This window comes from Actinocorallia herbida, assembly GCF_003751225.1.
Classification (GTDB): domain Bacteria; phylum Actinomycetota; class Actinomycetes; order Streptosporangiales; family Streptosporangiaceae; genus Actinocorallia; species Actinocorallia herbida.
In genome coordinates, this window is the sequence record NZ_RJKE01000001.1 from 3,402,789 (window position 1) to 3,425,613 (window position 22,825).

A 22,825-nucleotide genomic window follows, 5' to 3' on the forward strand; every position below is an offset into this window, starting at 1 on the left:
ACCATGGCGACCCGGGCGCCCGGCCGGTGGGATGGAGGTACCAGAACGTCGCGCCCCCTCAAGGAGAGTCCCATGATCCGCGCTCTGCTGCTCGTCTCCGCCGTCGGCGCCGGGGTCGGCGCCGGTGTCTTCTTCGCCTTCTCCACCTTCGTCATGCGCGCGCTAGGCACGCTGCCGACCGTCCAGGGCGTGGCCGCGATGCAGGCGGTCAACCGGGCCGCGCCGCACCCGCTGTTCATGCTCGTGCTGTTCGGGACCGCCGCGACGGGCGTCGCCGCCGGGGTCTCCGCGCTGCGCGACCCGTCGGCGCCGGGGGCCGCGCCGGCGATCGTGGGAGCCGGGCTCGCCCTCGTACCGGTGATCCTCACGATCTGCTACCACGTGCCGTACAACGACCGGCTCGCCGGCCTGGACCCCGTCGCCCCCGCCACCGCCGACTACTGGGCCGCCTACCTGTCCCGGTGGACGGCCGCCAACCACGTGCGCTGTCTGACCGGCATCGGGGCGGCGACCTCCTTCGCCCTGGCCTACCGCGGGCTGCGGTGACGGGCGCGGGCCCGTCACCGCAGCCGCGCGGAGCGGGTCCCGACGACGGGGCGGGGATCAGTTCCCCACGCCGAGGCCCGGCATGAAGACCGCGTTCCCCCCGACCGGCGCCCCCGCGCGCTGATCCGCCCGAGGGCGGCCCGTGCCCGGCGCTCCAGGCCGGGCACGCGCCGCCCGGCTCGTCATGCCGGGGCGTCCGTCGGGACGGCCTCGGGCCGGTCGGCCTGCGGGGTGCCGGGGTGGCGCAGGACGATGAGGGCGACGAGGACCGCGGCGAGGAGGAGGGCCGCGCCGAGGGTCAGGCCGAGCCCGTAGCCGTCGGCGAGGGTCTCGGGGGTGGCGGCAGGCCCGGTGCGGTCGGCGGCGGCGGTGCCGAGGGCGGCGAGGCCGAGCGCGGCGCCGAGCTGGCGCGCGCTGTTGAGCAGGGCCGAGGCGGTGCCGCTCTCGTGGGACGCGACGCCCGCGGTGCCGATGGAGATGAGCGGCCCGAGGCACAGGCCGAAGGCGATGCCGACGGTGATCGACGGCCCCAGGACGTCGGTGGTGAACGCGCCGTCCGGGCTGAGCAGGCCGAACCAGGCGAGCCCGGCCGCGCTCAGCAGCCCACCGCCGACCAGCAGCGTGCGCGGTGCGACCCGGTAACCGAGTTCGACGGCCAGCACGGAGCCCGCGACGGTGCTGAGCGCCATCGGCAGGAACTCGACGCCGGTCAGGGCGGGTCCGTGCCCGAGAACCTGTTGCAGGTAGAGGGATGCGAAGTAGAAGGAAGAGGACATGGTCGAGCCGACCAGCAGGGTGTAGAGACTCGCGCCGAGGACCGAGCGGTGGGCGAACAGGCCGAGCCGGACGAGCGGTTCGCGCCGGGTGGTCCGCTCGACCAGGACGAAGACGGCGAGCAGCACGACGGCGGCCGCGAGCGTCGTCAGCGTCTCCGGCGACGTCCACGCGTACCGGTCCGTGCGGACGATGCCGAACACCAGCAGGGTCATGCCCGCCGTGGCCAGCACCGCGCCGAGGACGTCCGGCCGGCCGCCGCGCGCGCCGGACCGGTCCGCGGCGACGCCCCGCCAGGCCATGGCGAGAGCGGCGACGGCCATCGGCACGTTCACGAACATCACCCAGCGCCAGCCCGCGTACTCGGTGAGCAGCCCGCCGATCAGGACGCCGAAGGCGGCCCCCGCGGCGTTCGTCGCGCTCCACACGCCGAAGGCCCGGACCCGTGCCCTGCCCTCGGGGAACGTCGTGGCCAGCAGCGCCAGCGCGGCCGGGGCCAGCGCCGCGGCCCCGATCCCCTGGACGGCGCGGGCGGCGACGAGGTGGCCGGGCTCCTGGGCGAGCCCGCCGAGCAGCGAGGCGAGCCCGAACAGGCCGAGCCCGAACACCAGGACCCGCTTACGGCCGTACCGGTCGGCGGCCTTGCCGCCCAGGAGGAGCAGCCCGCCGAAGGTGAGCGCGTAGGCGTGGATCACCCAGGTCAGGCCGACGGCGCCGAAACCGAGCCCGGCGGCGATCTCGGGGAGCCCGACGTTCACGACGGACAGGTCGAGGGACACCATGAACTGCACGATGGCGACCGCGGCGAGGGTCAGCCCGGGACGGGCGGTCGAGGAGCCGCGGAACCCGTGCTCGTTTTGAGTTCTGTACATGCCGGACATCGTGGGTTTCGGACGGGTGCGCGGTCGTCCTGCACGGGGAGACTCCTCCGTCTGACGCCGGGGAAGCAGAACCGGCCCGTGTACTCCCCGGGGAGTAGCCGTTTCCTCCGACGGCCGGAGGATGATCTCCGGCGAAACGCGTCCTAACCTACGCACATGGGGTTCATGGACCGGAGGAGACCGCTCGTCCAGGACTGCCTCCTCGCCGTCGCGATGGCGGTCCTGCTGGCGGTCGTCGTGGCCGTCACGCCGGGCGCGGACGCGCTGGACTGCGCGGCGGCCGTCGTGGGCTCGCTCGCGCTCGTCGTCTGGCGGCGGGCGCCCCTGGCGGCGCTGCTCGTCGCCACGGCCTGCATGCTCGTGGTCGAGGTGCGGCTTCAGCCCGGCCCGCCCGCGGCGTTCCCGGTGATGGTCGCGGTGTTCGGCGCGTCCGGCGCGGGCCATCGCCTGGCCGCGGTGTCGGCGAGCGCCGTCTTCCTGAGCGCCGACCTCTCCGTGCAGCTGCCCGACGCCGACGGCACCTTCCGGAACCTTCCGAGCACCGTCCTGCTGCTCGGCTGGTTCGTCGCGTGCGGCGTGGCGGCGACGGTCGCCCGGCACCGGCAGGCGTACCTGGAGGAGGCCGAGCAGCGCGCCGCCGAGGCCGAGCGCACGCGCGAGGAGGCGGCCCTGCGCCGCGCGGGCGAGGAGCGGCTGCGCATCGCCAGGGAACTGCACGACTCCCTCACCCACAGCATCTCGGTCATCACGGTCCAGGCGGGAGTGGCGGTGCACCTGGCGCGGCGGCGCGGGGAGGAGGCGCCGCCCGCGCTGCTGGCCATCCAGGAGGCCGGCGGCGACGCCATGCGCGAACTGCGCGCGACCCTTGAGGTGCTGCGCGCGCCCGGCCACCCCGACGGCGACGGCAGGGCCAGCGGCCTCGACCGGCTCGACGACCTGGTCGGGCGGGCCCGCTCGGCCGGCCTGCCCGTCACCGTGACGGTCACCGGCACCCGGCGGGAACTCCCCGCCGAGGTGGACCGGGCCGCCTACCGGATCGTCCAGGAGGCGCTCACCAACATCTCCCGGCACGCCGGGGAGGCGACCGCGGACGTCCGCATCTCCTACGCGGACGGGACCCTGGTCGTCCAGATAGACGACGACGGCAAGGCCGACCCGGACGCCCCGCCCGTCCCCGGCACCGGCCTGCTCGGCATGCGCGAGCGCGTCGCGGCGCTCGGCGGCAGGCTGCGGGCCGAGCCCCGGTCCGAGGGCGGCTTCACCGTCCGCGCCGAGCTGGCCCTGGGCGGGCCCGCGTGATCCGGGTGCTCCTCGTGGACGACCAGGCGCTCATCCGCGGCGGCTTCCGGGCCCTGCTGGAGATCGAGGACGACCTGGAGGTGGTGGCCGAGGCCGCGAACGGTGAGCAGGGCGTCGCGCTCGCCCGCGCGCACCGGCCCGACGTCGTCCTCCTCGACATCCAGATGCCGGTGATGGACGGCATCGAGGCGACCCGGCTGATCGCCGCCGACCCCCTGCTGCGCGGCGTCCACGTCGTGATCCTCACCAACTACGGCCTCGACGAGCACGTCTTCAACGCGCTGCGCGCCGGGGCCTGCGGCTTCATGGTCAAGGACACCGAGCCCGCCGATCTGCTCTAGGGCGTCCGGGTCGCGGCCCGCGGCGACGCCCTGCTCTCCCCGGCCATCACCCGCCGCCTCATCGGCGAGTACGTGGCCCGCCGCCCCGAGACCGCCCCCGCCGCCCTCGACGTCCTCACCAACCGCGAACGGGAGGTGACCGCCCTGGTGGCCCGCGGCCTGTCCAACGACGAGATCGCCGCCCACATGGTCATCAGCCCCGCCACCGCGAAGACCCACGTCAGCCGGGCCATGACCAAACTCCACGCCCGCGACCGCGCCCAGCTCGTCGTCCTGGCGTACGAATCCGGCCTGGTCACCCCCCGCCATCCCTGACCCCGCGGCGTGGACGCGCTCTCGATGATCTGAGAGACTGATGGTCTCATGATTGAGTATCGATCTGGTTTATGGAAGGGCGCCGGTGCAGCTGGAAAGTCTCGACCTCAACCTGCTGATGGCGCTGCACGCGCTGCTGGAGGAGCGGAACGTCACCCGGGCGGGGCGCAGGCTGGGGCTCAGCCAGCCCGCGATGAGCGCGAACCTGGCCAGGCTGCGGCGGCACTTCGGGGACGAGCTCTTGATCCGGGTCGGCAACGTCTACGAGCTGACGCCGCTGGCCGCCGCCCTCATCGACTCGACGATGCACGCCGTCAACGTGGTCGAGCGGGTGTTCTCGGCGCGCCCCTCGTTCGATCCGGCGACCAGCGACCGCGAGTTCACCATCGTCACCTCGGACTACGCCGTCAGCGTGATGGGCGAGGAGCTGATGCGGATCCTCGGAGAGCGGGCCCCGCACGTCCGGATGCGGTTCCTCCAGATCAACGTCCCGCGCATCGACGACGTCGACACGACGCTCCGCTCGACGGACGGCGTCGTCATGCCGCACGGCTTCATCTCCGGCTACCCCTCCGTCGACGTCTACGCCGACCGCTGGGTGGTCCTCGCCGACCCGCACAACCCCGCCCTCGCCGACGGCCTGACCATGGACCACCTCGGCACCCTCCCGTGGGTCGCGACCTTCCGGGGCCCGACGGCCAGCGCCTCGGCGGCCCGCCAGCTCAACCTCCTCGGCGTGAAACCCCGCGTCGAGATGGTCGTGGAGAACTTCCAGTCCCTCCCCTTCCTCGTCGCCGGCACCGGCCGTATCGCCCTCATCCAGGAACGTCTGGCAAGCAAACTCGCCGCGTTCACCGTCTGCGCCGTCCACCCCTGCCCCTACGAGGCCGTCCCCGTCCTCGAAGCCCTCTGGTTCCACCCCGTCCACCACTCCGACCCCGCCCACCGCTGGCTCCGCGACACCCTCATCGAGGTGGGTCGGCACATCAACTGACCCCCCTTTCCCGCCCTGCAGGGCGGAAAGGAGTGACCGCCGCCGGGGGCGGCGGCGGTCACTCGGTCAGGGGCGGGTTCGGGTTCGGGGGCGGGCTCGGGGAATCGGGACGGGCTCTGCTCCTGGGACGATGTGGTTGGTGAGGGTGCCGAGGGCCTCGGCGGTGAGGGTGATCCTGTCGCCTGGGGTCAGGGGCGGGGGGTCGGGGGTGCCGGTGCGGCCCCAGAGTTCGGCGAGGCAGCCGCCGTTGCCGCAGGTGCCGGAGGCGAGGACGTCGCCGGGGCGGAGTTCGGCGCCTCGGGAGGCGTAGGCGATGAGGTCTTCGAAGGGCCAGGCCATGTTGGACAGGAGGTCACGGCCGATGACCTTGCCGTTGACCTCCGCGGTGAGGGCGAGGCCGAGGAAGCCGTCGGAGTCCCGGTAGGGGTCCAGGTCGGCTGCGGGGACGATCCAGGGGCCGAGCGTGGAAGCGAAGTCCTTGCCCTTGCAGGGGCCGAGGCCGACCTTCATCTCCAGCGACTGGAGGTCGCGGGCGGACCAGTCGTTGAAGAGGGTGTAGCCGAAGATGTGGTCGTGGGCCTGCTCGGGGGTCAGGTCGCGGCCCGCCTTGCCGATGACGACCGCGACCTCGAGTTCGAAGTCGAGGACCGCGCTGCCGGGGGCCATCGGGACGTCGTCGCCGGTCGCGACCAGCGAGTGCGGGTTCGTGAAGTAGAACGTGGGGGCCTCGTACCAGCGGTCCGGCACTCCCGAGACGCCGTCGACGCTCTTGCGCACCCCCTCGACGTGCTCCTCGAAGGCCACGAAGTCCCGGATCGTCGGCGGCTCCAAGGGTGGGAGGAGCCGGACCTCCGGAAGGGGGACGCCGGGCCCGCGCAGCGCGCGGGAGACCGCTGCGTCCCGCTCGGAAGGAGCCCAGCCGAGGAAGTCCCGCAAGGCGGGGGCATCGAGCGCGTACACCGTCTCGTCCACCGCGACACCGCACCGGGTACCGCCATCGTGGACATACGTGAGGTACCGCATCAGACGGGGGGAGCGACGAACACGCCGCGGTCGACGTCGTTGAACGATTCCTTGGCGACGAGCTCGTTCATCGGGTTCGCCGTCCCCCACTGGTCGGTGACCTCCGGCTGGGAGAAGTCGTAGACCGACGGGTGCCAGGTGTCCTCGTCCAGCCGCTCCAGCTCCGTCGTGTACTCGACGGTGTTGCCGTGCGGGTCCAGGAAGTAGGTGAAGGTGTTGTCTCCCGCGAGGTGGCGGCCCGGCCCCCATACCTTCTTCGCGCCCGACCGGATGATCCGGCCGCTGCCGCGCATGTACTCGTCGACCCCGCGCAGCTCGAACGACAGATGGTGCAGCGACGCGTGCGGGCCCTTGGCGATCGCGAGGCTGTGGTGCTGCGGGTTGCAGCGCATGAAGTGCATGACGTCGCCCATGTACGGGCTGGACAGCGTGTCCGACAGCGCGAAGTCCAGGTGCCGCTCGTACCAGGCGCGGGTCGCGGCGAGGTCGGGGGAGTTGAGGACGACGTGCGAAAGCCGGACCGGCACCGACTCCTTCTCCTCGAGCTTCCGGTGCGCCCGCACGGCGACGTCGGCGGAGATCTCGATGGTCCGCCCGTCGAGGTCGAAGAAACGGAAGCCGTAGCCGCCGCCGGGCGTGTCCAGCGTGCCCGGCTCGCGGACGATCCGCACGTCGGCGGCGCGCATCCGCGCGGCGAGCGCGTCCACGTCGGCAGGCGTCTCCGCGCCGAACGCGACGAGGTCGAGCCTCTTCTCGGCGGCCTCGCGGATCCGCACGACGTACTGCTCGGGCGAGCCGACGGCGGCCAGGAACGACAGGCCGGTGTCCGTCGCGACCTCTTCGAGGCCCCAGACCCCGGCGTAGAAGTCGCGCTGCTCGGCGAAGTCGGGCACGGCGAGGTCGACGTGCCGCAGATGGGTGATGAGACGGGTCACAGCGCCACTTCCTTGATTCCGAAAAGACGGGCCGCGGTGCCTCCCGCGACGGCCGCGCGCTCGGCGGCGGTGAGTCCCGCCGCGTCGAGCCGGTCCAGTGGGTCTTCGACGCCCATGTCGAAGGGGTAGTCCGAGCCGAGCACGACCCGGTCGGCGCCGACGGCGGCGACGAGGGCGCGCAGCACGCCCGCGTCGTGGACGAGCGAGTCGCACCAGATCCGGCGCAGGTAGGCGCTCGGCGGCTCGGCGCAGGTCCGCGCCTCGGGCCGCACCCGCCAGCCGTGGTCGGCGCGGCCCAGGTACGTCGGCAGGTAGCCGCCGCCGTGCGCCGCGACGATCTTCAGCGCGGGATGCCGGTCGAGGACCCCGGCGAAGATCAGATGCGAGAGCGCGACCGCGTTCTCCACCGGCTGCCCGACGATGTTCGACAGGTAGTACCGGTCGAGCCGCTCGTCCAGGGTGCAGCCGAAGGGGTGCACGAAGACGACGGCCCCGGTCGCGGCGGCGTGCGCCCAGAAGGGTTCGAGACGCTCGTCGGAGAGCTCGACGCCGGGGGCGTGCGAGGAGATCTCGACGCCCTTCAGCCCGGCGGACAGCGCGTGGTCCAGCGCCTCGGCCATGAGCGCGGGGTGCTGGAGCGGCACCAGCCCGAGCCCGTACAGGCGGTCGGGTGCCTGCGCGCAGTGCGCGGCGGTCCCCGCGTCCGCGAGTTCCCAGACGGTCCGGGCCGCCGCCTCGTCCGTCCAGTAGTGGTAGTGCGACGGCGAGGGGCTGACGATCTGGACGTCGACGCCCTGCCCGTCCATGTCGGCGAGCCGTACCGGCACCTGGGTCAGCTTGGGGATGCGCGAGCCGACCATCGGGCCGGAGACCGCCAAGGACGGGGCCCCGTTACGGCGGGCGTCGAGCGCGCGGTGCTCGGCAAGGCCGGGCAGGTCCGCGACCGCCGCCTCGATCTCCGGGAGGATGACGTGCGCGTGCACGTCCACGACGGTCACGGGAGTTCCGTCAGCAGCGCGGAGGTACGGGCCATGGTGCCGGGCACGTCGCCCTGCTCGCCGGCCAGCTGCCACGCGCAGATCTGCACGGACGCCTCCACGACGGCCCGCACGCGCGGCAGCCGCCGGTCGGTGTAGCCGTCGAGGGGCTGCCCGGCGAGGATCAGCTCGGCGAGGACCGCCGCGTCCTCCAGGCACATCGCCGCGCCCTGCGCGATGGTGGGCGGGCAGGCGTGCGCCGCGTCGCCGATGAGCACGACCCGGCCGCGGTGCCACGGCCCGTCGACGAGCAGTGCCTCGAACCAGGTGTAGTTGACGCGGGCGCCCTCGACGAGCCCCGCGCGGATCTCCGTCCAGGCGCCTCCGTAGCCCTCGGCGAGCCGCCGCATCTCCGCGATCGGGTCGAGCCCGGCGACCTCGTCCTTCGGACGGGCCTTCTCGACCAGGTAGGCGTACATCTCGGTCGGGCTCGTCGGGCAGTAGCCCGCGATGTAGCAGGGGCCGCCGTACGCGAGGTCCGTCCGGGTGACGCCCTCAGGCCGCCGCGTGTGCACGCGCCAGATGCCCATCCCGACGGGTTCGGGCCGCGCCTCGACGCCGATGAGGTCCCGGACGTGGGAGCGGATGCCGTCGGCGCCGGCGACGAGGTCGTAGGAGCCGGTGGAGCCGTCCCGGAAGACGACGTCCACGCCTTCACCGGTGTCGGTGAGAGCGTCCACGGTGGTGCCGAAGCGGATGTTCACGCCGGCCTCGCGGACCGCCGCATGCAGGATCTCGGCGAGCTCGGGGCGGTTCATCCCGAGGGTGGCGGGCAGGTCGGGGCCGCCGGTCCTGGCGTCGGGGAACTCGGCGACGATGGTGCCGTCGGGCGCGGCGATGCCCAGGTCGTCGAAGGGGAAGCCCCCGGCCCGCACCGCGTCCCACACGCCGAGGGCGCGGAGCTGGCGCAGGGCGTTGCCCTGGAGGGTGATGCCGGAGCCGAGCGCGGACACGTCGGCGCTGATCTCGGCGATCTCGACGGTGACGCCGCCGCGCGCCAGCAGGACGGCGAGGGCCGACCCGGCCACGCCGCCGCCGACGATGAGGACTGTGCTGATGGGGTGGTCGCTCATGTGGGGTGGTCGCTCATTTCACTTGAGTGCGAGGGGGTTCACGGGGGAGCCGACCGCGCCGGTGATCGGCAGCGGCGGGGCGGCCAGGAGGAACTCGTACGAGCCGTCGGCCGCGCAGTCGGCGGCCAGCTCCTCGAAGTCCCACATCTCGCCGATCAGCAGGCCCATGTTGGGGATGGCGACCTGGTGCAGCGGCTGGAAGGCGTCGTCGAACTCGTTGGGGCGGACTTCGAAGCCCCAGGTGTCGGTGGCGATCGCGGCGATCTCGGTGCGGTGCAGCCAGCCGGCGGTGGTGAAGGACAGGCCGGGGGCGGGGCCGCCGGCGTACTCGCCCCAGCCGTCGCGGCGGACCCGCGCGAGCTGGCCGGTGCGGACGCACACGAGGTCGCCGGAGCCGATCGCGACGCCGTGGGCCTCGGCGGTGGCGGTCAGGTGCGCCTCGGTGATGGCGAAGCCGTCGGGCAGCTCCCCGTCGGCGCCGATCACGCGGCCGACGTCCAGCAGCACGCCGCGTCCGACGACGGGCGCGGCCAGGGTCTCGATCCCGGTGACGAGGTCGCCGTCGGAGGTCACGACCCGCTCCGCGGGGCGGCCGTTCCACGCCTTCCCGTGGTCGAAGATGTGGCCGAGGCCGTCCCACTGGGTGGAGCACTGGAGCGGCATCGCGATGACGTCGTCCGCGCCGCCGATCCCGTGCGGGAAGCCCTGGTTGCCCAGGGCCGCGTCGGTGCCGGTGTCGAGCATGGTGTGCACCGGGTTGGTGCGCCGTCGCCAGCCCTTCTGCGGCCCGTTCATGTCGAACGACTGGGCGAGGGAGAAGCTGACGCCGCGCCGCACCAGCGCGGCGGCCTCGCGCCGCTTGACCTCGGTGAGGAAGTTGACGGTGCCGCGCACGTCGTCCTCGCCCCAGCGGCCCCAGTTGGAGTACTTCGCGGCGGCCTTGGCGATCTCGCCCTCGGGATCGGTCCGGTCGAGCATCAGCCGGCCTTCCGGACGATCCGGTTGCGCTGGGCGCCGAGACCGGTGATCGAGCCCTCCATGACGTCGCCGTCCTGGAGGAGAACGCCCCAGTGCATCCCGTTTCCGGCGGGGCTGCCGGTGAGGACGAGGTCGCCGGGCAGGAGCCGGGCGGACTGGGAGATGTACGACACGAGCCGGGCGATGCCGAAGATCATGTCCCGGGTGGACTCGGCCTGGTACGTCGTCCCGTTCACGTCCAGGCGGACGGTGAGGCCGGTGACGTCGCCGACGAACGCCGAGGGCACCAGGAACGGGCCGAGCGGGGTGAAGCCCGGGATGTTCTTCGACCGCTGCCAGTCGGTGCCGATCTCGGGCATGTCACGCCGGAACACCGCCTCGCGCGCGGTCAGGTCGTTGGCGATCGTGTAGGCGGCGACGTGCTCCAGCGCCTCGGCCTCGGAGACCCGGTAGGCCTCCTTGCCGATGACCGCGGTGAGCTCGAGCTCCCAGTCGGGCTTGGCGACCCAGTCGGGCACCACGATGTCGTCGTACGGGCCGGTGATCGCGCTGGGCAGGCCGGTGAACACGTACGGCAGGTCCTCGGCGGCGCGGCGGTCCATCAGCGCGGCGGTGTCGGCGCGGATCTCGTCGTCGGTGCGCGGGTCGCCGGCGGAGCGGTGCGCGACGGCGAGGTCGATGACGTGCGTGCGGTAGTTCGCGCCGGACTGGAAGACCTGCCGGGGCTCGACCGGGGCGAGGACGCGCAGATCGGCGAGGTCGAGGCGGGGACCGTCGGCCGCGGCGAGCGCGGTGAGCCGGGGGAGCGCGGCGGCCCAGTCGGCGAGGAGGCCGCGGGTGGTCTCGGGCAGGCCGGACCCGGTGAGGTCCACGACCCGGTCGCCGGCGACGAGCCCGGCGAACTCCCGGCCGTCGGCCGTCGCGAACGTGCCGACCGCGAACGGCGCGGCGGGTGACTCCTGAACGGTCATGAGGTTTCCTTCCGTGATTGCGGTTCCACTGTGGCCGCCGTCACGTGATTTGGGAAATCGATTGCAGGTATGTGTTTCATCCACATCATGGATGGCTTGGGGGGTGCGGGCCCTTCGCGGACCCGCACCGAAAGGTCAGGCCGCGGCCCGGCCGAACGCCGCGGCGTGCTGCCCGGACCCGCGCTTGAGCAGCACCGCGACCACCAGGGCGAGCACGATCGAGGCGCCGCCGACGATTCCGAGCGCGCCGCCCAGCCCGGCCGACGCCGCGGCGAGTCCGCCGACGACGAGCGGCGACAGGAACTCGCCGAGGAACAGGGCCGACGTCCAGACGCCGGTGCCGCGCCCGCGCTGCGCGAACGACAGCCCGTCCACCGCCCAGGTGAGCAGCGTCGGCAGCAGCAGCCCCGTCCCGAACCCGGTGAGCACCGCGCCCGCGACGACCACCGGCACCGACCCGGCCGTCCCCACCAGCACGAGCCCGGCCCCCGCCACCGCGAACTCGCCCGCGAGCAACGGCCGCAGCCCCAGCCGCGTGGCCTTCGCGAACAGGCCGGCCCCGATCGCCGTGGCGAGCGACATCAGCGCGGTGATCCCGCCGATCGCGGCCGAGTCGGTGACGCCCGCGTCGTCGAGGACATAGGAGAGCTGCACGATCAGGGTGTAGAACACGAGGCCGCCGACGATCGTCACGAGGACCGGGACGGCGAGGCGTCCGGCGGAGACCGGCTCGTCGGCCTCGTGCTCGGGCCGCACCGGCTGCCATAGGAAGCGCGCCATCGGCACCGCCACGACCGCCGCCACGAGGTACAGCCAGAACACCGTTCGCCAGCCGCCCGCCCCGAGCGCCCCGCCGAGAGCGAAGAACAGCGTCGCCGACACGGTGGTGACCAGCGTCTGCACCCCGAGGTACCTGACCCGTCGTGGCCCCGACCAGTAGTCCGCGATGAGCGTCGTGCAGCAGGTCATGATCGCCGCCTCGCACACCCCGACCAGCGCCCGGCTCGCGAGGATCGCGTACAGCGAGTCGAGGTACAGCGGCGCCGTGCCGCACACCGAGTACGCGAGCATCGCCCAGACCAGCAGGCGCTTCCGGTCGAACCGGTCGGCGATCACCCCGGCGAACGGCGCGCCGATCGCGATGAACAGCGCGGGCAGCGTCAGCACGACGGGCACGAGCACCTCCGCCCCGCCGACCGCCGCGAACTCCTCCTCCATCCGGGGCAGCACCGGTGAGAGCAGCACCGCCCCGAGCACCGGCATACAACTGCCGACCAGCAACAACACGAGCTGCACCGGCCCCGCCGCACGGGCGGGGGCCGAGGGTGACCGAGACACGGGGTGGCCTCACAGAATGATCCGGGGATGTGATGGCCATCACTATGTGCCGCGTCCGCCCCCACCGGAAGACGGAGATTCCGTATGACGCACATCCACCGCATGGATACCGTTCCTGAGCACTGTCCAGGAGTGTTCCCTCCCGGGGTCAGTGTGTCTGTCCCGAACGGTGCTGGACAGATTGGTCCCCGTCTTTCACGCGCCCGGTGGAGCGGCGGATCGTGTCCGCCCTCCGATCCGGGCCGGGCGGGGTTCCTCGAACCCGGGGTCGTGGTGTCGGGCCTGGGCGGTCCGATGCCCGGCATCATCACTCCGGTGGTGCGGGGGCGGTGCCGTCCGTCGCCGGGCTCCATGGCCTTGGGCGCGCCGTCCGATCACGAGGCTTGCGGCCTCGTGGCGGCTGGTCTTGTGTGATGCTGTGCTGGTGGGTTGCTGCCAGTGCTGGGCTCCCCACCGGCTGGTGTAGGCCGCGTCGACCGCCACCAAGGCGATTGCGTGTTCGGCGGCCATCGAGACCAGGCGGCTTTCAGGCGGCCCGTCGGGATTCCGTGGACGACCTGGCGCAGGTGCCGCCTGCCGTGTTTCTCGCGGGTTTTGGCGTCGGTGAGGTGGCGGGTCCAGTGCAGGAGTCGGGTGAGGGCGTGGCGGAGTTGGGCGTCGCGGTGCGAGGCGGTGCCCGTCAGGTCGTAGGGGAACCGGCGTGGTCTTCCGATCGGGTCGCCGTGAACGTTGAGGTGCCAGGCGGCGAGGTGGTCGGCGTTGGTGTCGACCCCGACCACACCGCAGGCCAGAGCGGCCTCCAGCGGGATCGCTCGCGCGGGCGTCCGCTGCCAGGATGCGTCCACGTACCAGCGGCCCCGTTCGGGGTCCAGGTGGATGCGGTAGGCCACCGCCCGGTCCGCCTCCACCCGATCCGCCCACTCCTCACCCCTGTGCGGGAAGCAGATGCGGGCGGCCAGCACGTAGCGGCCGTGGGGGGCGGTGGCGAGACCGGCCAGCGGGGTGGGCAGTTTGATCGACACCTGCCCATCGGGGGTGATCCGCAGGGTTTCGTTGCCGTACCGCTTGCCGGTCTCACCGTCGGCGGACAGGAACCAGCGGGCCGCCTCCCACCGACCCCGCCACTCCTGCTCACTCACCCCGGCCGCCTCCAGCTGATGCCGGCCACGAGCCAGGCTCTTTCCGCCCCGCACGATGCGCACCCTGCCCTCGGCCCGGTCCGCTACGACCTGCTCCCGGCGCTGTCGCAGGACCGTGAGGCGACGGGATTTGCCGAACCACTCCGCTGCTGACCGGTACCCTCCCGGCACCCCCTGGGCGCCTTTCTGCCCGACCGGCAGGGCGAGCCGACCGTTGATCGTGGTGATGGCGGCGTCGAGGGTCGTGATGTGGGAGGTCTGGGAGCGGCGGGCCAGCGCCCACTGATCATGGGAGGCTTTTGTGATCGCACCCGCCCACCTCGATGACGATCCCGCGGTCAGCTCCCGTTTGCGCTCCGCCCACCGGCGAGCGCTGTGACCCAGGCCGTCACCGCAGCGCGCCTTGAGGTCCCGGGATGCGAGGGATCCCAGATGCGCGCCCACCAGCCGCAGCACCTCCTCGTCGGCCGCGGTGAGGTCTTTCAGGCGGGTCCGCACCGACACACCACAAGCCTCCGCAACCAGAAACGGCGCGGCCATCGACCGGAGCGACTTCGACTCAGCCACGCGCGGTCGTCCCCCACCTCAGTCGGCACAGGCGTACCAGCAGCATACGAACCCCCTCCGACCCGGCCGATGCCACCGAATGTGACCGGGCGAGAACCTACTCCCGGTGCCGGGGCCACGTCCGGCGAATCCGGCAACACGCATTCCCTGCCGTGCCGCCGGAAGCAACGGCCACACCACGACCAAAGACACCACGACCAGCACCTCCGGGCCGCAATCCCCGCACACCACGGGCAAGAACCACGCAACGAGACAGCCTTACGAACACTCTCGGACACCCCTGAACACTCAACGGGCAACAGTTCAATCCGGTGGGGCGTCCCCCGGAAACGTCAGCGGGGGAGGCCCAGGCGCTGGAGGGCGAGGGCTGCGAAGCCCATCAGGGGACGGGTCCATGGGAGGGGGAACACGGCCGAGGGGATGGGGTGGGAGGGGGCTTCGACGAGGAGGGTGAGGGCCTTGTCGGGGAACGGAGTGGCGGCGCGGTAGGCGAGGGCCACGGCGGCGGTGAGGCGGACGGCCGGGTGCGGGGCATCGAGGAGGGTGATGAGGAGCCGTGGGACGGCGGGGCCGGTGGCGGGGAGGTGCGCGAGAGCGAGGTTGGCGCTGGCCCGGGGGAGGTCGCGGCCTTCTGGGACGGCGAGGAGGGCGGCGACGGACTCGGAAGTGGCGGGCAGCCAGGCGAGGAGCTCGGCCGCGGTCGCGGCCACGACGGGGTCGGGGTCGCGGGTCCAGGCGATGAGCCGGGGCTGGAGCGCGGCGGCGGCGCGGTGGCAGTCGCGGGCCCAGGCGACGGCCGAGTCGTTCATGTCGTCCTCGTCGCACTCGGGCGCGTCGTCGTACTCGTAGAGGCAGAGGACGGCGGCGCGAGCCCGGTCCGGGGTGAGCCGGTCGGCCCGCGCGAACTCCAGGACCGGGTCGAACGGGAGGCCGGAGTCGTCGGCGTCACCGAGCGCGACGGCCCGCAGGAGCTCGATGACGGAGCCGCGCTCGGGCGTCCCCGGGTCATCGAGAAGCCACCCGAGGAACGGCACGACGTACGGGCTGGCCTCCCACCGGGTGCCCTGGTGATACACGTTCCCGTACAGCCGACGGTAGGCGTTCCGCCGCTCGTCCACCTCGGCCGAGGCCAACGCCCGGAGCTGCCCCGGCACGTCCTCGGCCGTGCCGTACGCGTGGTGCACGGATCCCCAAGCGACCTCGTCCAACCCGGGCAGCGAGTCCCCGCGCCCTGCTCCCGTTTCCACCCGAGTGAGGGTATCGCCCGTGGATCTGCCGGTGAGATGACTTTTGAATCGGTCTTCGACGGAGTGTAGTTCGCACCGTGGTCACTGCGCTCGCCGTGCTCCTCGCCGGGTTCCTGCACGCCGTGTGGAACGCCCTGGCCAAGGCGGTTCCGGACAGGTACACGGCTTTCGCCATCATCGGTCTGGCCTCGGCGGTGGTCGGCCTGCCACTGGCCCTGACGGGCCTGCCCGCCGCCGCCGCGTGGCCGTACCTGCTCGCGTCCGTGGTGATCCATGTCGTCTACACGCTGCTGCTGGCGCGCAGCTACACGCTCGGCGACTTCAGCCAGGTGTACCCGGTGGCGCGGGGAAGCGCACCGCTCGTGGTCGCGCTGATCGCCACGCTGCTCGGGGAACGGCTGAGCGGTACCCGGCTGGTCGGACTCGCCGCCGTGTGCGGGGGGCTGGGCGTCCTGGCGCTGGTCGGGCAGCGTGCCGCGCCGTCGTGGCGGGCACTCGGGGCGGCGCTGGCGACGGGGCTGTCGATCGCCGCCTACACCGTCGTGGACGGGCTGGGGGTGCGGGTGGCCGATGGGGCGGTGGGGTACACGGCGTGGCTTTTCCTGGTCGAAGGGACCCTCGTCGTCGCTGGGGTGGTCGCGCTGAGGGGCCGCCGGGTGCTGGACGCGCCCTGCGAGGTCTGGGCCATGTCGGCGACGGGCGGGGTCATCTCCATGCTCGCCTACGGGATCGTCATCTGGGCGCAGACGCGCGGGGCGCTGGCCGAGATCGCGGCGCTGCGCGAGACCGGGGTCATCTGGGGCGCGGTCATCGGGGTGCTGTTCTTCGGGGAGCGGATGGGCCCCCGCCGTGTCGCGGCCGCCGTCGTGGTCGCCGGGGGCGTGGTGCTTCTCAATCTGCACCATACCTAGGCGCGGGTGATTTGGGAGCGCTCCCAAATCACCCCTTGTGTCGTGGCTCACGTTGGTCTACCTTCTGTCGAAGCGCTTCGAATCGAAGCGCTTCGACAGAAGACGTCGGGGGCGCTACCCACCCCTGGAGGACCCGATGCAGAAGAAGAGCAGGATCCCCGTCCTGCGTGGGCTGGCCGCCCTCGCGGTCGGCATGATGGCGCTCGCCGCGTGCGGCGGCGGGAGCGACGAGAACGGTCCGTCCGGGGCCAAAGAGCTGCGGCTGTGGCACTACGAGAGCGCGGACGGCGCGATGGGCAAGGCCTGGTCGGCCGCCATCGCGAAGTTCGAGGAGACTCACCCGGGCGTCAAGGTGAAGTTCGAGGAGAAGTCCTTCGAGCAGATCAACCAGAGCGGCGCGATGGCGCTGAACTCCAACGAGGCGCCGGACATCCTCGAGTACAACAAGGGCAACGCGACCGCGGGCCTGATCGCCAAGCAGGGCCTGCTGACGGACATGTCCGACGAGGTGGTGAAGCGCGGCTGGGACAAGCTGCTCAGCCCGTCCCTCCAGACGACGGCCAAGTACGACGACCGCGGCATCATGGGCGAGGGCAACTGGTACGGCATCCCCAACTACGGGGAGTTCGTCTCGGTCTACTACAACAAGGATCTCTTCAAGAAGTACGACCTCGAGGTCCCCACGACCCTCGACGACTTCACCAAGGTGATGGACGAGTTCGTTGCCGAGGGCGTCACCCCCCTGGCCAACGCGGGCGCGGAGTATCCGGCGCAGCAGTACCTCTACCAGCTCGCCCTGAGCAAGGCCGACCGCGCCTGGGTCGACAGGTACCAGCTCTACAAGGGCAAGAACGACTTCAAGGACCCCGCCTGGACGTACGCCGCGACGACCTTCGCGGATTGGGTGTCCAAGGGCTACATCGCGAAGAACTCCGCCGGGACCAAGGCCGAGGACATGGGCGTCTCCTTCATGAAGGGCGACTTCCCGATCCTGGTGTCGGGCAGCTGGTGGTGGGGCCGGTTCCAGACCGACGTCAAGAACTTCGAATGGGGCTCGTTCCTGTTCCCCGGCAACACCCTGCACGCGGGATCGAGCGGCAACCTCTGGGTGGTGCCGGAGAAGTCCAAGGCCAAGGACCTGGCCTATGACTTCATCGACATCACGATGAGCAAGGAGATCCAGAACCTCCTCGGCAACTCCGGCGGCGTCCCCGTCGCGGCGGACCCCGCCGCGATCAGCGACCCGAAGTCCAAGGAGCTGATCGAGCTGTTCGGCAAGGTGAACTCCGCCGACAGCCTCGCGTTCTACCCGGACTGGCCCGCGCCCGGCTACTACGACGTGCTCGTGCAGAACACGCAGAAGCTGATCAACGGCAGCGCGGCCCCGAACGCCTTCCTCGACGCGATCGCGGGACCGTACGACGAGAACCTCCAGGACCAGGGTCTTGGCGACTGAGATCCGCAAGGGCGAGCGGGCGGTGGCCGTCTCCAAGGACGCGCCGCCGCCCGTGCGCCCCTCGCGCACCGTGTCCTACTGGCTGTACCTCGTCCCCAGCGGGGTGCTGTTCACCGTCGTCATCGGCGCCCCGTTCGTGGCGAGCGTCGTGCTCGGCTTCACCCGCTGGCAGGGGATCGGCGCCCCGACCTGGATCGGGCTGGAGAACTACCAGAGGTTGTTCCAGGACGAGCGGTTCTGGCAGTCCTTCGAGCACAACCTGGTGCTGATCCTGGCGATGGCCGTCATCCCGACGTTCCTCGGCCTGGTCCTCGCCTCGGTCCTGTTCGACTTCGTCGGCAAGCGCTACGGCGCCCGGACGGCGAGCGGCCTGCGCGCGGCGTTCTACCTCCCGCAGGTGCTCCCGGTCGCCGTCGCCGGCGTCGTGTGGACCTGGATCCTGAAGCCGACGGGCGGCGCGCTGAACGCCGTGCTCGAAGCGATCGGCCTGCCCGGCCAGGACTGGCTGGGCGACGAGAGCCTCGCGCTCCCGAGCGTCGGCGGCATCCTGGTCTGGCTCCAGATCGGCTACCCGGTCGTCATCTTCATGTCCGGGCTCCAGCGGGTCGACCCGTCGCTGTACGAGGCGGCGGAGATCGACGGCGCGGGCTGGTGGCGCAGGTTCCGGCACATCACGGTCCCGCAGATCCGGCCCGAGATCTACGTCGTGCTGCTGACGTGCACGATCGCCGCGCTCAAGGTGTTCGGCCCGATCTACGTGCTGACCCGGGGCGGCCCCGGCGGGGCGACGAACGTCCCGTCCTACTTCTCGTATCAGAACTTCTTCCAGAAGACGCAGGTCGGATACGGCTCGGCGATCGCGACGGTGCTGACGCTCGTCATCGTCGCGGTGACGTTCCTGTTCCTGCGCGCCCAGCGACGAGGGGAGGAGACGTCGTGATCGCCCTGCGCAGGCACGCGGTCCTCACCGCGCTCATCGTGCTGGCCGTCGTCATGCTCGTGCCGTTCGCGATCGTGCTGATCAACGCGGTGAAGACCCCCGCCGAGTACTCCTCGGGCGGCCCGCTGGCGCTGCCGGAGTCGATCCACCTCGACGCGCTCCGGACGTTCTGGGAGCGGGTGGACTTCGGCCGCAAGCTCTGGAACAGCGCGCTCATCGCCGGGACCGTCGCGTTCCTCGCGGTCGTCCTGTCGGTGCTGAACGCCTACGCGTTCGGGATCGGCAGGGTGAAGGGCAGCACCTGGATCCTCGCGGTGTTCCTGCTGGCCAACACGCTGCCGCAGGAGCAGCTGGTCTATCCGCTGTACTACGGCGCGAAGTGGCTCGGACTGTACGACACGCGGCTCTCGGTGATCATCATCATGACGGTCATCCAGGCTGCTTTCGGGACGTACCTCCTGTCCGCGGTGTTCGGCACGTTCCCGCGCTCGCTGCTGGAGGCGGCGGAGCTCGACGGGGCGGGCCGCTGGCGGATCCTCTGGCGGGTCGTGGTGCCGATCAGCCGCCCGACGCTCACCGTGCTGATGATCTTCTTCTTCATCTGGACGTGGAACGAGTTCTTCCTGCCGCTGGTCTTCCTCATCTCGAACGACAACCAGACCGTCCCGGTCGCGCTGGCGACCACGGCGGGCGACAAGTACATGGACGCCACGATGCAGAGCGCCGCGTCGCTCCTCGGCGTCCTCCCCGCGATCGTCTTCTTCCTGCTCTTCCAGCGGACGCTGACGCGCGGCATCACAGTGGGGGCCATCAAGTGAAGTTCACCGACGGGTACTGGCTCATGCGCGAAGGCGTGTCCGCGGCCTACCCCGCCGAGATCCTCGACGCCTCGGCCGGTCCGGGCGCGCTGACGCTCCGGGCGCCGGTCGTCCACGTCAGGCACCGGGGCGACCTCCTCAAGGGGCCGATGCTCACCTTCGAGTGCACCGCGCCCGCGCCCGACGTGGTGGGCGTGAAGATCACGCACTTCGCCGGGGGCGGCGACCGCGGCCCGCACTTCCCGCTGGACACCGCGCCGCCGGAGACGTCGGGCGAGCTCGGCGACGAGTACGCCTCGCTCACCTCCGGCGCGCTGACCGTCCGGTTCAAGCGGGGCGACGCCGCCTGGCGGATGGAGGCCGTCGCCGGAGGAAAGGTGCTGACTTCCACGTCGGCCAAGTCCACCGCCTACCTGACGAGCCCCGAAGGAACGTTCCTACGCGAGCAGCTCGACCTCTCGGTGGGCGCCCATGTCTACGGCCTCGGCGAGCGGTTCGGGCCGCTGGTGAAGAACGGCCAGACCGTCGACGTGTGGAACGCCGACGGCGGCACCGCCAGCGAGCAGGCCTACAAGAACGTCCCCTTCGTCCTGACCGACGACGGGTACGGGATCTTCGTCGCCCATCCCGGGCACGTCTCCTTCGAGGTCGCCTCGGAGAACGTCTCGCGGCTCCAGTTCTCGGTGCAGGGCGAGTCGCTGGAGTACTACGTCATCTACGGGCCGACCCCGAAGGACGTCCTGCGCAAGTACACCGCGCTGACGGGCCGGCCGCCGCGGCTCCCGGACTGGTCGTTCGGCCTCTGGCTCTCCACCTCGTTCACCACGTCCTATGACGAGGACACCGTCACCTCGTTCATCGACGGCATGGCCGAACGCGACATCCCGCTCTCGGTCTTCCACTTCGACTGCTTCTGGATGAAGGAGTTCCAGTGGTGTGACTTCACCTGGGACTCCCGCACCTTCCCCGACCCGGCCGGGATGCTCAAGCGGCTGAAGGACCGGGGCCTCAAGATCTGCCTCTGGATCAACCCCTACATCGCGCAGGCGTCCCCGCTCTTCGAGGAGGGCAAGGCTCGCGGCTACCTGCTGAAGCGCCCCGACGGCTCCGTTTGGCAGTGGGACCACTGGCAGCCCGGCCTCGCGATCGTCGACTTCACGAACCCGGGCGCCCGCGACTGGTACCGCGAGAAGCTCGCCGCGCTGCTCGACATGGGCGTCGACTGCTTCAAGACCGACTTCGGCGAGCGCATCCCCCTGGACGTCGCCTGGTACGACGGCTCCGACCCCGAGCGGATGCACAACTACTACGCCCAGCTCTACAACGAGGCGGTCTTCGACCTGCTGCGCGAGCGGCGCGGCGAGGGCGAGGCGATCGTGTTCGCCAGGTCCGCGACGGCCGGGGGCCAGAAGTTCCCCGTGCACTGGGGCGGCGACTGCGAGTCGACGTTCTCGGCGATGGCCGAGAACCTGCGCGGCGGCCTGTCGCTCGGCATGTCCGGGTTCGGCTACTGGAGCCACGACATCGGCGGCTTCGAGGGCACGCCCGACCCCGAACTGTTCAAGCGCTGGACGGCGTTCGGCCTGCTGTCGTCGCACAGCCGCCTGCACGGCAGCCAGTCCTACCGGGTCCCGTGGGCGTTCGACGAGGAGGCCGTGGACGTCCTGCGGCACTTCACGCGGTTGAAGGAGCGGCTGATGCCGTACCTGCGCGAGGTCGCCCGCGAGGCGCATGAGGAGGGGCTGCCGATGATGCGGGCGATGGTCCTGGAGTTCCCCGACGACCCCACCTGCGCGCATCTCGAGCGGCAGTACATGCTCGGCGCCGACCTGCTCGTCGCCCCGGTGTTCACCGCTTCGGGCGATGTCACCTACTACGTCCCGGAGGGGGAGTGGACCCACGTCCTGTCCGGCGCCAAGGTGACGGGGCCGCGCTGGGTGACCGAGAACCACGACGTGATGAGCCTGCCCCTGCTGGCCCGTCCCGGGGCGGTGCTGCCGTGACCGGGGTCTTCCCTGACGACTTCGTCTGGGGCGCGGCCACCGCCGCGTTCCAGATCGAGGGCGCGCTCGACGCCGACGGCCGGGAACCGTCGATCTGGGACGCCTTCCCGCACGTTCTCAACGGGGACACCGGCGCGGTCGCCTGCGACCACTACCGCCGCTTCCCCGAGGACGTGAAACACCTCGCCGATCTCGGCGTCACCGCCTACCGGTTCTCGCTCTCCTGGCCGCGCGTCACGCCGGGCGGCCGGGTCGAGCCGCGCGGCCTCGACTTCTACTCCCGGCTGGTCGACGCGCTGCTGGAGCAGGGCATCACCCCGTACGCCACGCTCTACCACTGGGACCTGCCGCAGCGGCTCGAAGCGCGCGGCGGCTGGACCGACCGGGAGACCGCGTACCGGTTCGCCGGATACGCCGCGGTGGTCGCCGGGGCGCTGGGGGACCGGGTCTCCGACTGGATCACCCTGAACGAGCCCTGGTGCTCGGCCTTCCTGGGCTATGAGACCGGTGACCACGCGCCGGGCCGGAGGTCCCAGGCCGACGCCCTGGCCGCGGCCCACCACCTCAACCTCGCGCACGGCCTCGCCGCGGGGGTCCTCCCGGGACGGGTGGGGGTGACCCTCAACCCGCACGTGTTCCGGGGCGACCCGGAGGAGGTGCGCCGGGCCGACGCCCTCGGCAACCGGATCTTCTTCGGCCCGATGCTCGAAGGCGCCTACCCGGCCGACCTCATCGCGGACACCGCGGCCGTGACGGACTGGTCGTTCGTCCGCGACGGCGACGAGGCCACCGCGCACGCCCCGCTGGACTACCTCGGCGTCAACTACTACGCGCCGAACCACCTTTCGGGCGGGGACCCGGACGCACCCGTGACCGACATGGGCTGGCCGGTGGACCCCTCGGGGCTGACCGACCTCCTGGCCCGGCTCACCCGCGAGTACCCGGACCTGCCCCTGCTCATCACGGAGAACGGGGCGGCCTATCCCGAACCCGTCTCCGACGAACGCCGGGTGGCCTACCTGCGCGACCACCTCCAGGCCGTCCTGGACGCCAGGGCCGCGGGCGCCGACGTCCGGGGCTACTTCGTGTGGTCGCTGCTGGACAATTTCGAGTGGGCCTTCGGTTATGCCAAGCGATTCGGCATCATCCACGTCGACTACGCGACGCAGCGCAGGACGTGGAAGGACAGCGCGCACTGGTACCGCCGGGTCATCTCCGCCGGACACCTCTGACGCCCTA

General features: G+C 71.7%; 19 protein-coding genes and 1 pseudogene. 10 read left to right on the forward strand and 10 right to left on the reverse strand.

What is annotated here, in order from left to right; genetic code table 11:
- The first annotated feature begins 72 nt into the window (after window positions 1-72).
- Complete coding sequence (locus EDD29_RS15895; RefSeq protein ID WP_123665160.1) at window positions 73-546, forward strand: anthrone oxygenase family protein; 474 nt, start codon at window positions 73-75, stop codon at window positions 544-546.
- Between the two features lie 182 nt (window positions 547-728).
- Here EDD29_RS15895 and EDD29_RS15900 read toward each other — a convergent pair whose 3' ends face one another.
- Window positions 729-2,192 carry an MFS transporter gene (locus tag EDD29_RS15900; RefSeq protein WP_123670503.1) on the reverse strand — a complete coding sequence of 488 codons (1,464 nt, stop codon included), beginning with the start codon at window positions 2,190-2,192 and terminating at the stop codon, window positions 729-731.
- 165 nt (window positions 2,193-2,357) lie between these two features.
- On the opposite strand from EDD29_RS15900, the gene EDD29_RS15905 reads away from it, so the two are divergent.
- The 3 genes and pseudogenes from EDD29_RS15905 (at window position 2,358) to EDD29_RS15915 (ending at window position 5,150) form a co-directional block, all read left to right on the forward strand.
- Entirely contained in the window at window positions 2,358-3,500 is a 1,143-nt protein-coding gene (locus EDD29_RS15905; RefSeq protein ID WP_123665161.1) for a sensor histidine kinase, read from the forward strand.
- A pseudogene (locus EDD29_RS15910) lies at window positions 3,497-4,156 on the forward strand (response regulator). Before EDD29_RS15905 ends, EDD29_RS15910 begins: the two are co-directional and overlap by 4 nt.
- A gap of 85 nt (window positions 4,157-4,241) precedes the next feature.
- Window positions 4,242-5,150 carry a LysR family transcriptional regulator gene (locus EDD29_RS15915; protein ID WP_123665162.1) on the forward strand — a complete coding sequence of 303 codons (909 nt, stop codon included), beginning with the start codon at window positions 4,242-4,244 and terminating at the stop codon, window positions 5,148-5,150.
- Window positions 5,151-5,216: 66 nt separating this feature from the next.
- Here EDD29_RS15915 and EDD29_RS15920 read toward each other — a convergent pair whose 3' ends face one another.
- The 9 genes from EDD29_RS15920 to EDD29_RS15960 form a co-directional block, all read right to left on the reverse strand.
- Entirely contained in the window at window positions 5,217-6,122 is a 906-nt protein-coding gene (locus EDD29_RS15920) for a fumarylacetoacetate hydrolase family protein (protein WP_246052796.1), read from the reverse strand.
- A gap of 50 nt (window positions 6,123-6,172) precedes the next feature.
- A complete protein-coding gene (locus EDD29_RS15925) occupies window positions 6,173-7,108 on the reverse strand; it encodes a VOC family protein (RefSeq protein ID WP_123665164.1) in 936 nt (311 codons plus the stop codon).
- Entirely contained in the window at window positions 7,105-8,106 is a 1,002-nt protein-coding gene (locus tag EDD29_RS15930) for an amidohydrolase family protein (protein WP_123665165.1), read from the reverse strand. The genes EDD29_RS15925 and EDD29_RS15930 overlap by 4 nt, the downstream gene beginning before the upstream one ends.
- On the reverse strand, window positions 8,103-9,218 hold the full coding sequence (locus tag EDD29_RS15935; RefSeq protein WP_123665166.1) for an FAD-dependent monooxygenase: 1,116 nt from the start codon (window positions 9,216-9,218) through the stop codon (window positions 8,103-8,105). Before EDD29_RS15935 ends, EDD29_RS15930 begins: the two co-directional genes overlap by 4 nt.
- Before the next feature lie 18 nt (window positions 9,219-9,236).
- Window positions 9,237-10,196: a cyclase family protein gene (locus tag EDD29_RS15940; RefSeq protein ID WP_211359738.1), complete on the reverse strand. Its 960-nt coding sequence runs from the start codon at window positions 10,194-10,196 to the stop codon at window positions 9,237-9,239.
- Complete coding sequence (locus tag EDD29_RS15945) at window positions 10,196-11,167, reverse strand: fumarylacetoacetate hydrolase family protein (RefSeq protein ID WP_123665168.1); 972 nt, start codon at window positions 11,165-11,167, stop codon at window positions 10,196-10,198. The genes EDD29_RS15940 and EDD29_RS15945 overlap by 1 nt, the downstream gene beginning before the upstream one ends.
- 135 nt (window positions 11,168-11,302) lie before the next feature.
- A complete protein-coding gene (locus EDD29_RS15950) occupies window positions 11,303-12,454 on the reverse strand; it encodes an MFS transporter (RefSeq protein ID WP_211359739.1) in 1,152 nt (383 codons plus the stop codon).
- A gap of 425 nt (window positions 12,455-12,879) precedes the next feature.
- Window positions 12,880-14,148, reverse strand: coding sequence for a hypothetical protein (locus EDD29_RS15955; protein WP_211359740.1), 1,269 nt, complete (start codon window positions 14,146-14,148; stop codon window positions 12,880-12,882).
- 395 nt (window positions 14,149-14,543) lie between these two features.
- Entirely contained in the window at window positions 14,544-15,458 is a 915-nt protein-coding gene (locus tag EDD29_RS15960) for a hypothetical protein (protein ID WP_148085978.1), read from the reverse strand.
- Window positions 15,459-15,535: 77 nt separating this feature from the next.
- On the opposite strand from EDD29_RS15960, the gene EDD29_RS15965 reads away from it, so the two are divergent.
- The 6 genes from EDD29_RS15965 to EDD29_RS15990 all read left to right on the forward strand — a co-directional run bounded on the left by EDD29_RS15965 (window position 15,536) and on the right by EDD29_RS15990 (window position 22,818).
- Window positions 15,536-16,369 (forward strand): DMT family transporter, encoded by an 834-nt coding sequence (locus EDD29_RS15965; RefSeq protein ID WP_246052797.1) that lies wholly within the window; start codon window positions 15,536-15,538, stop codon window positions 16,367-16,369.
- Window positions 16,370-16,505: 136 nt separating this feature from the next.
- Complete coding sequence (locus tag EDD29_RS15970) at window positions 16,506-17,825, forward strand: ABC transporter substrate-binding protein (protein WP_123665171.1); 1,320 nt, start codon at window positions 16,506-16,508, stop codon at window positions 17,823-17,825.
- Window positions 17,815-18,765: a carbohydrate ABC transporter permease gene (locus EDD29_RS15975; protein WP_123665172.1), complete on the forward strand. Its 951-nt coding sequence runs from the start codon at window positions 17,815-17,817 to the stop codon at window positions 18,763-18,765. The genes EDD29_RS15970 and EDD29_RS15975 overlap by 11 nt, the downstream gene beginning before the upstream one ends.
- Window positions 18,762-19,583, forward strand: coding sequence for a carbohydrate ABC transporter permease (locus tag EDD29_RS15980; RefSeq protein WP_246052798.1), 822 nt, complete (start codon window positions 18,762-18,764; stop codon window positions 19,581-19,583). The genes EDD29_RS15975 and EDD29_RS15980 overlap by 4 nt, the downstream gene beginning before the upstream one ends.
- Window positions 19,580-21,586: an alpha-xylosidase gene (gene yicI, locus EDD29_RS15985; protein ID WP_123665173.1), complete on the forward strand. Its 2,007-nt coding sequence runs from the start codon at window positions 19,580-19,582 to the stop codon at window positions 21,584-21,586. The genes EDD29_RS15980 and yicI overlap by 4 nt, the downstream gene beginning before the upstream one ends.
- Window positions 21,583-22,818, forward strand: coding sequence for a GH1 family beta-glucosidase (locus tag EDD29_RS15990; protein WP_123665174.1), 1,236 nt, complete (start codon window positions 21,583-21,585; stop codon window positions 22,816-22,818). The genes yicI and EDD29_RS15990 overlap by 4 nt, the downstream gene beginning before the upstream one ends.
- Window positions 22,819-22,825 lie beyond the last annotated feature (7 nt).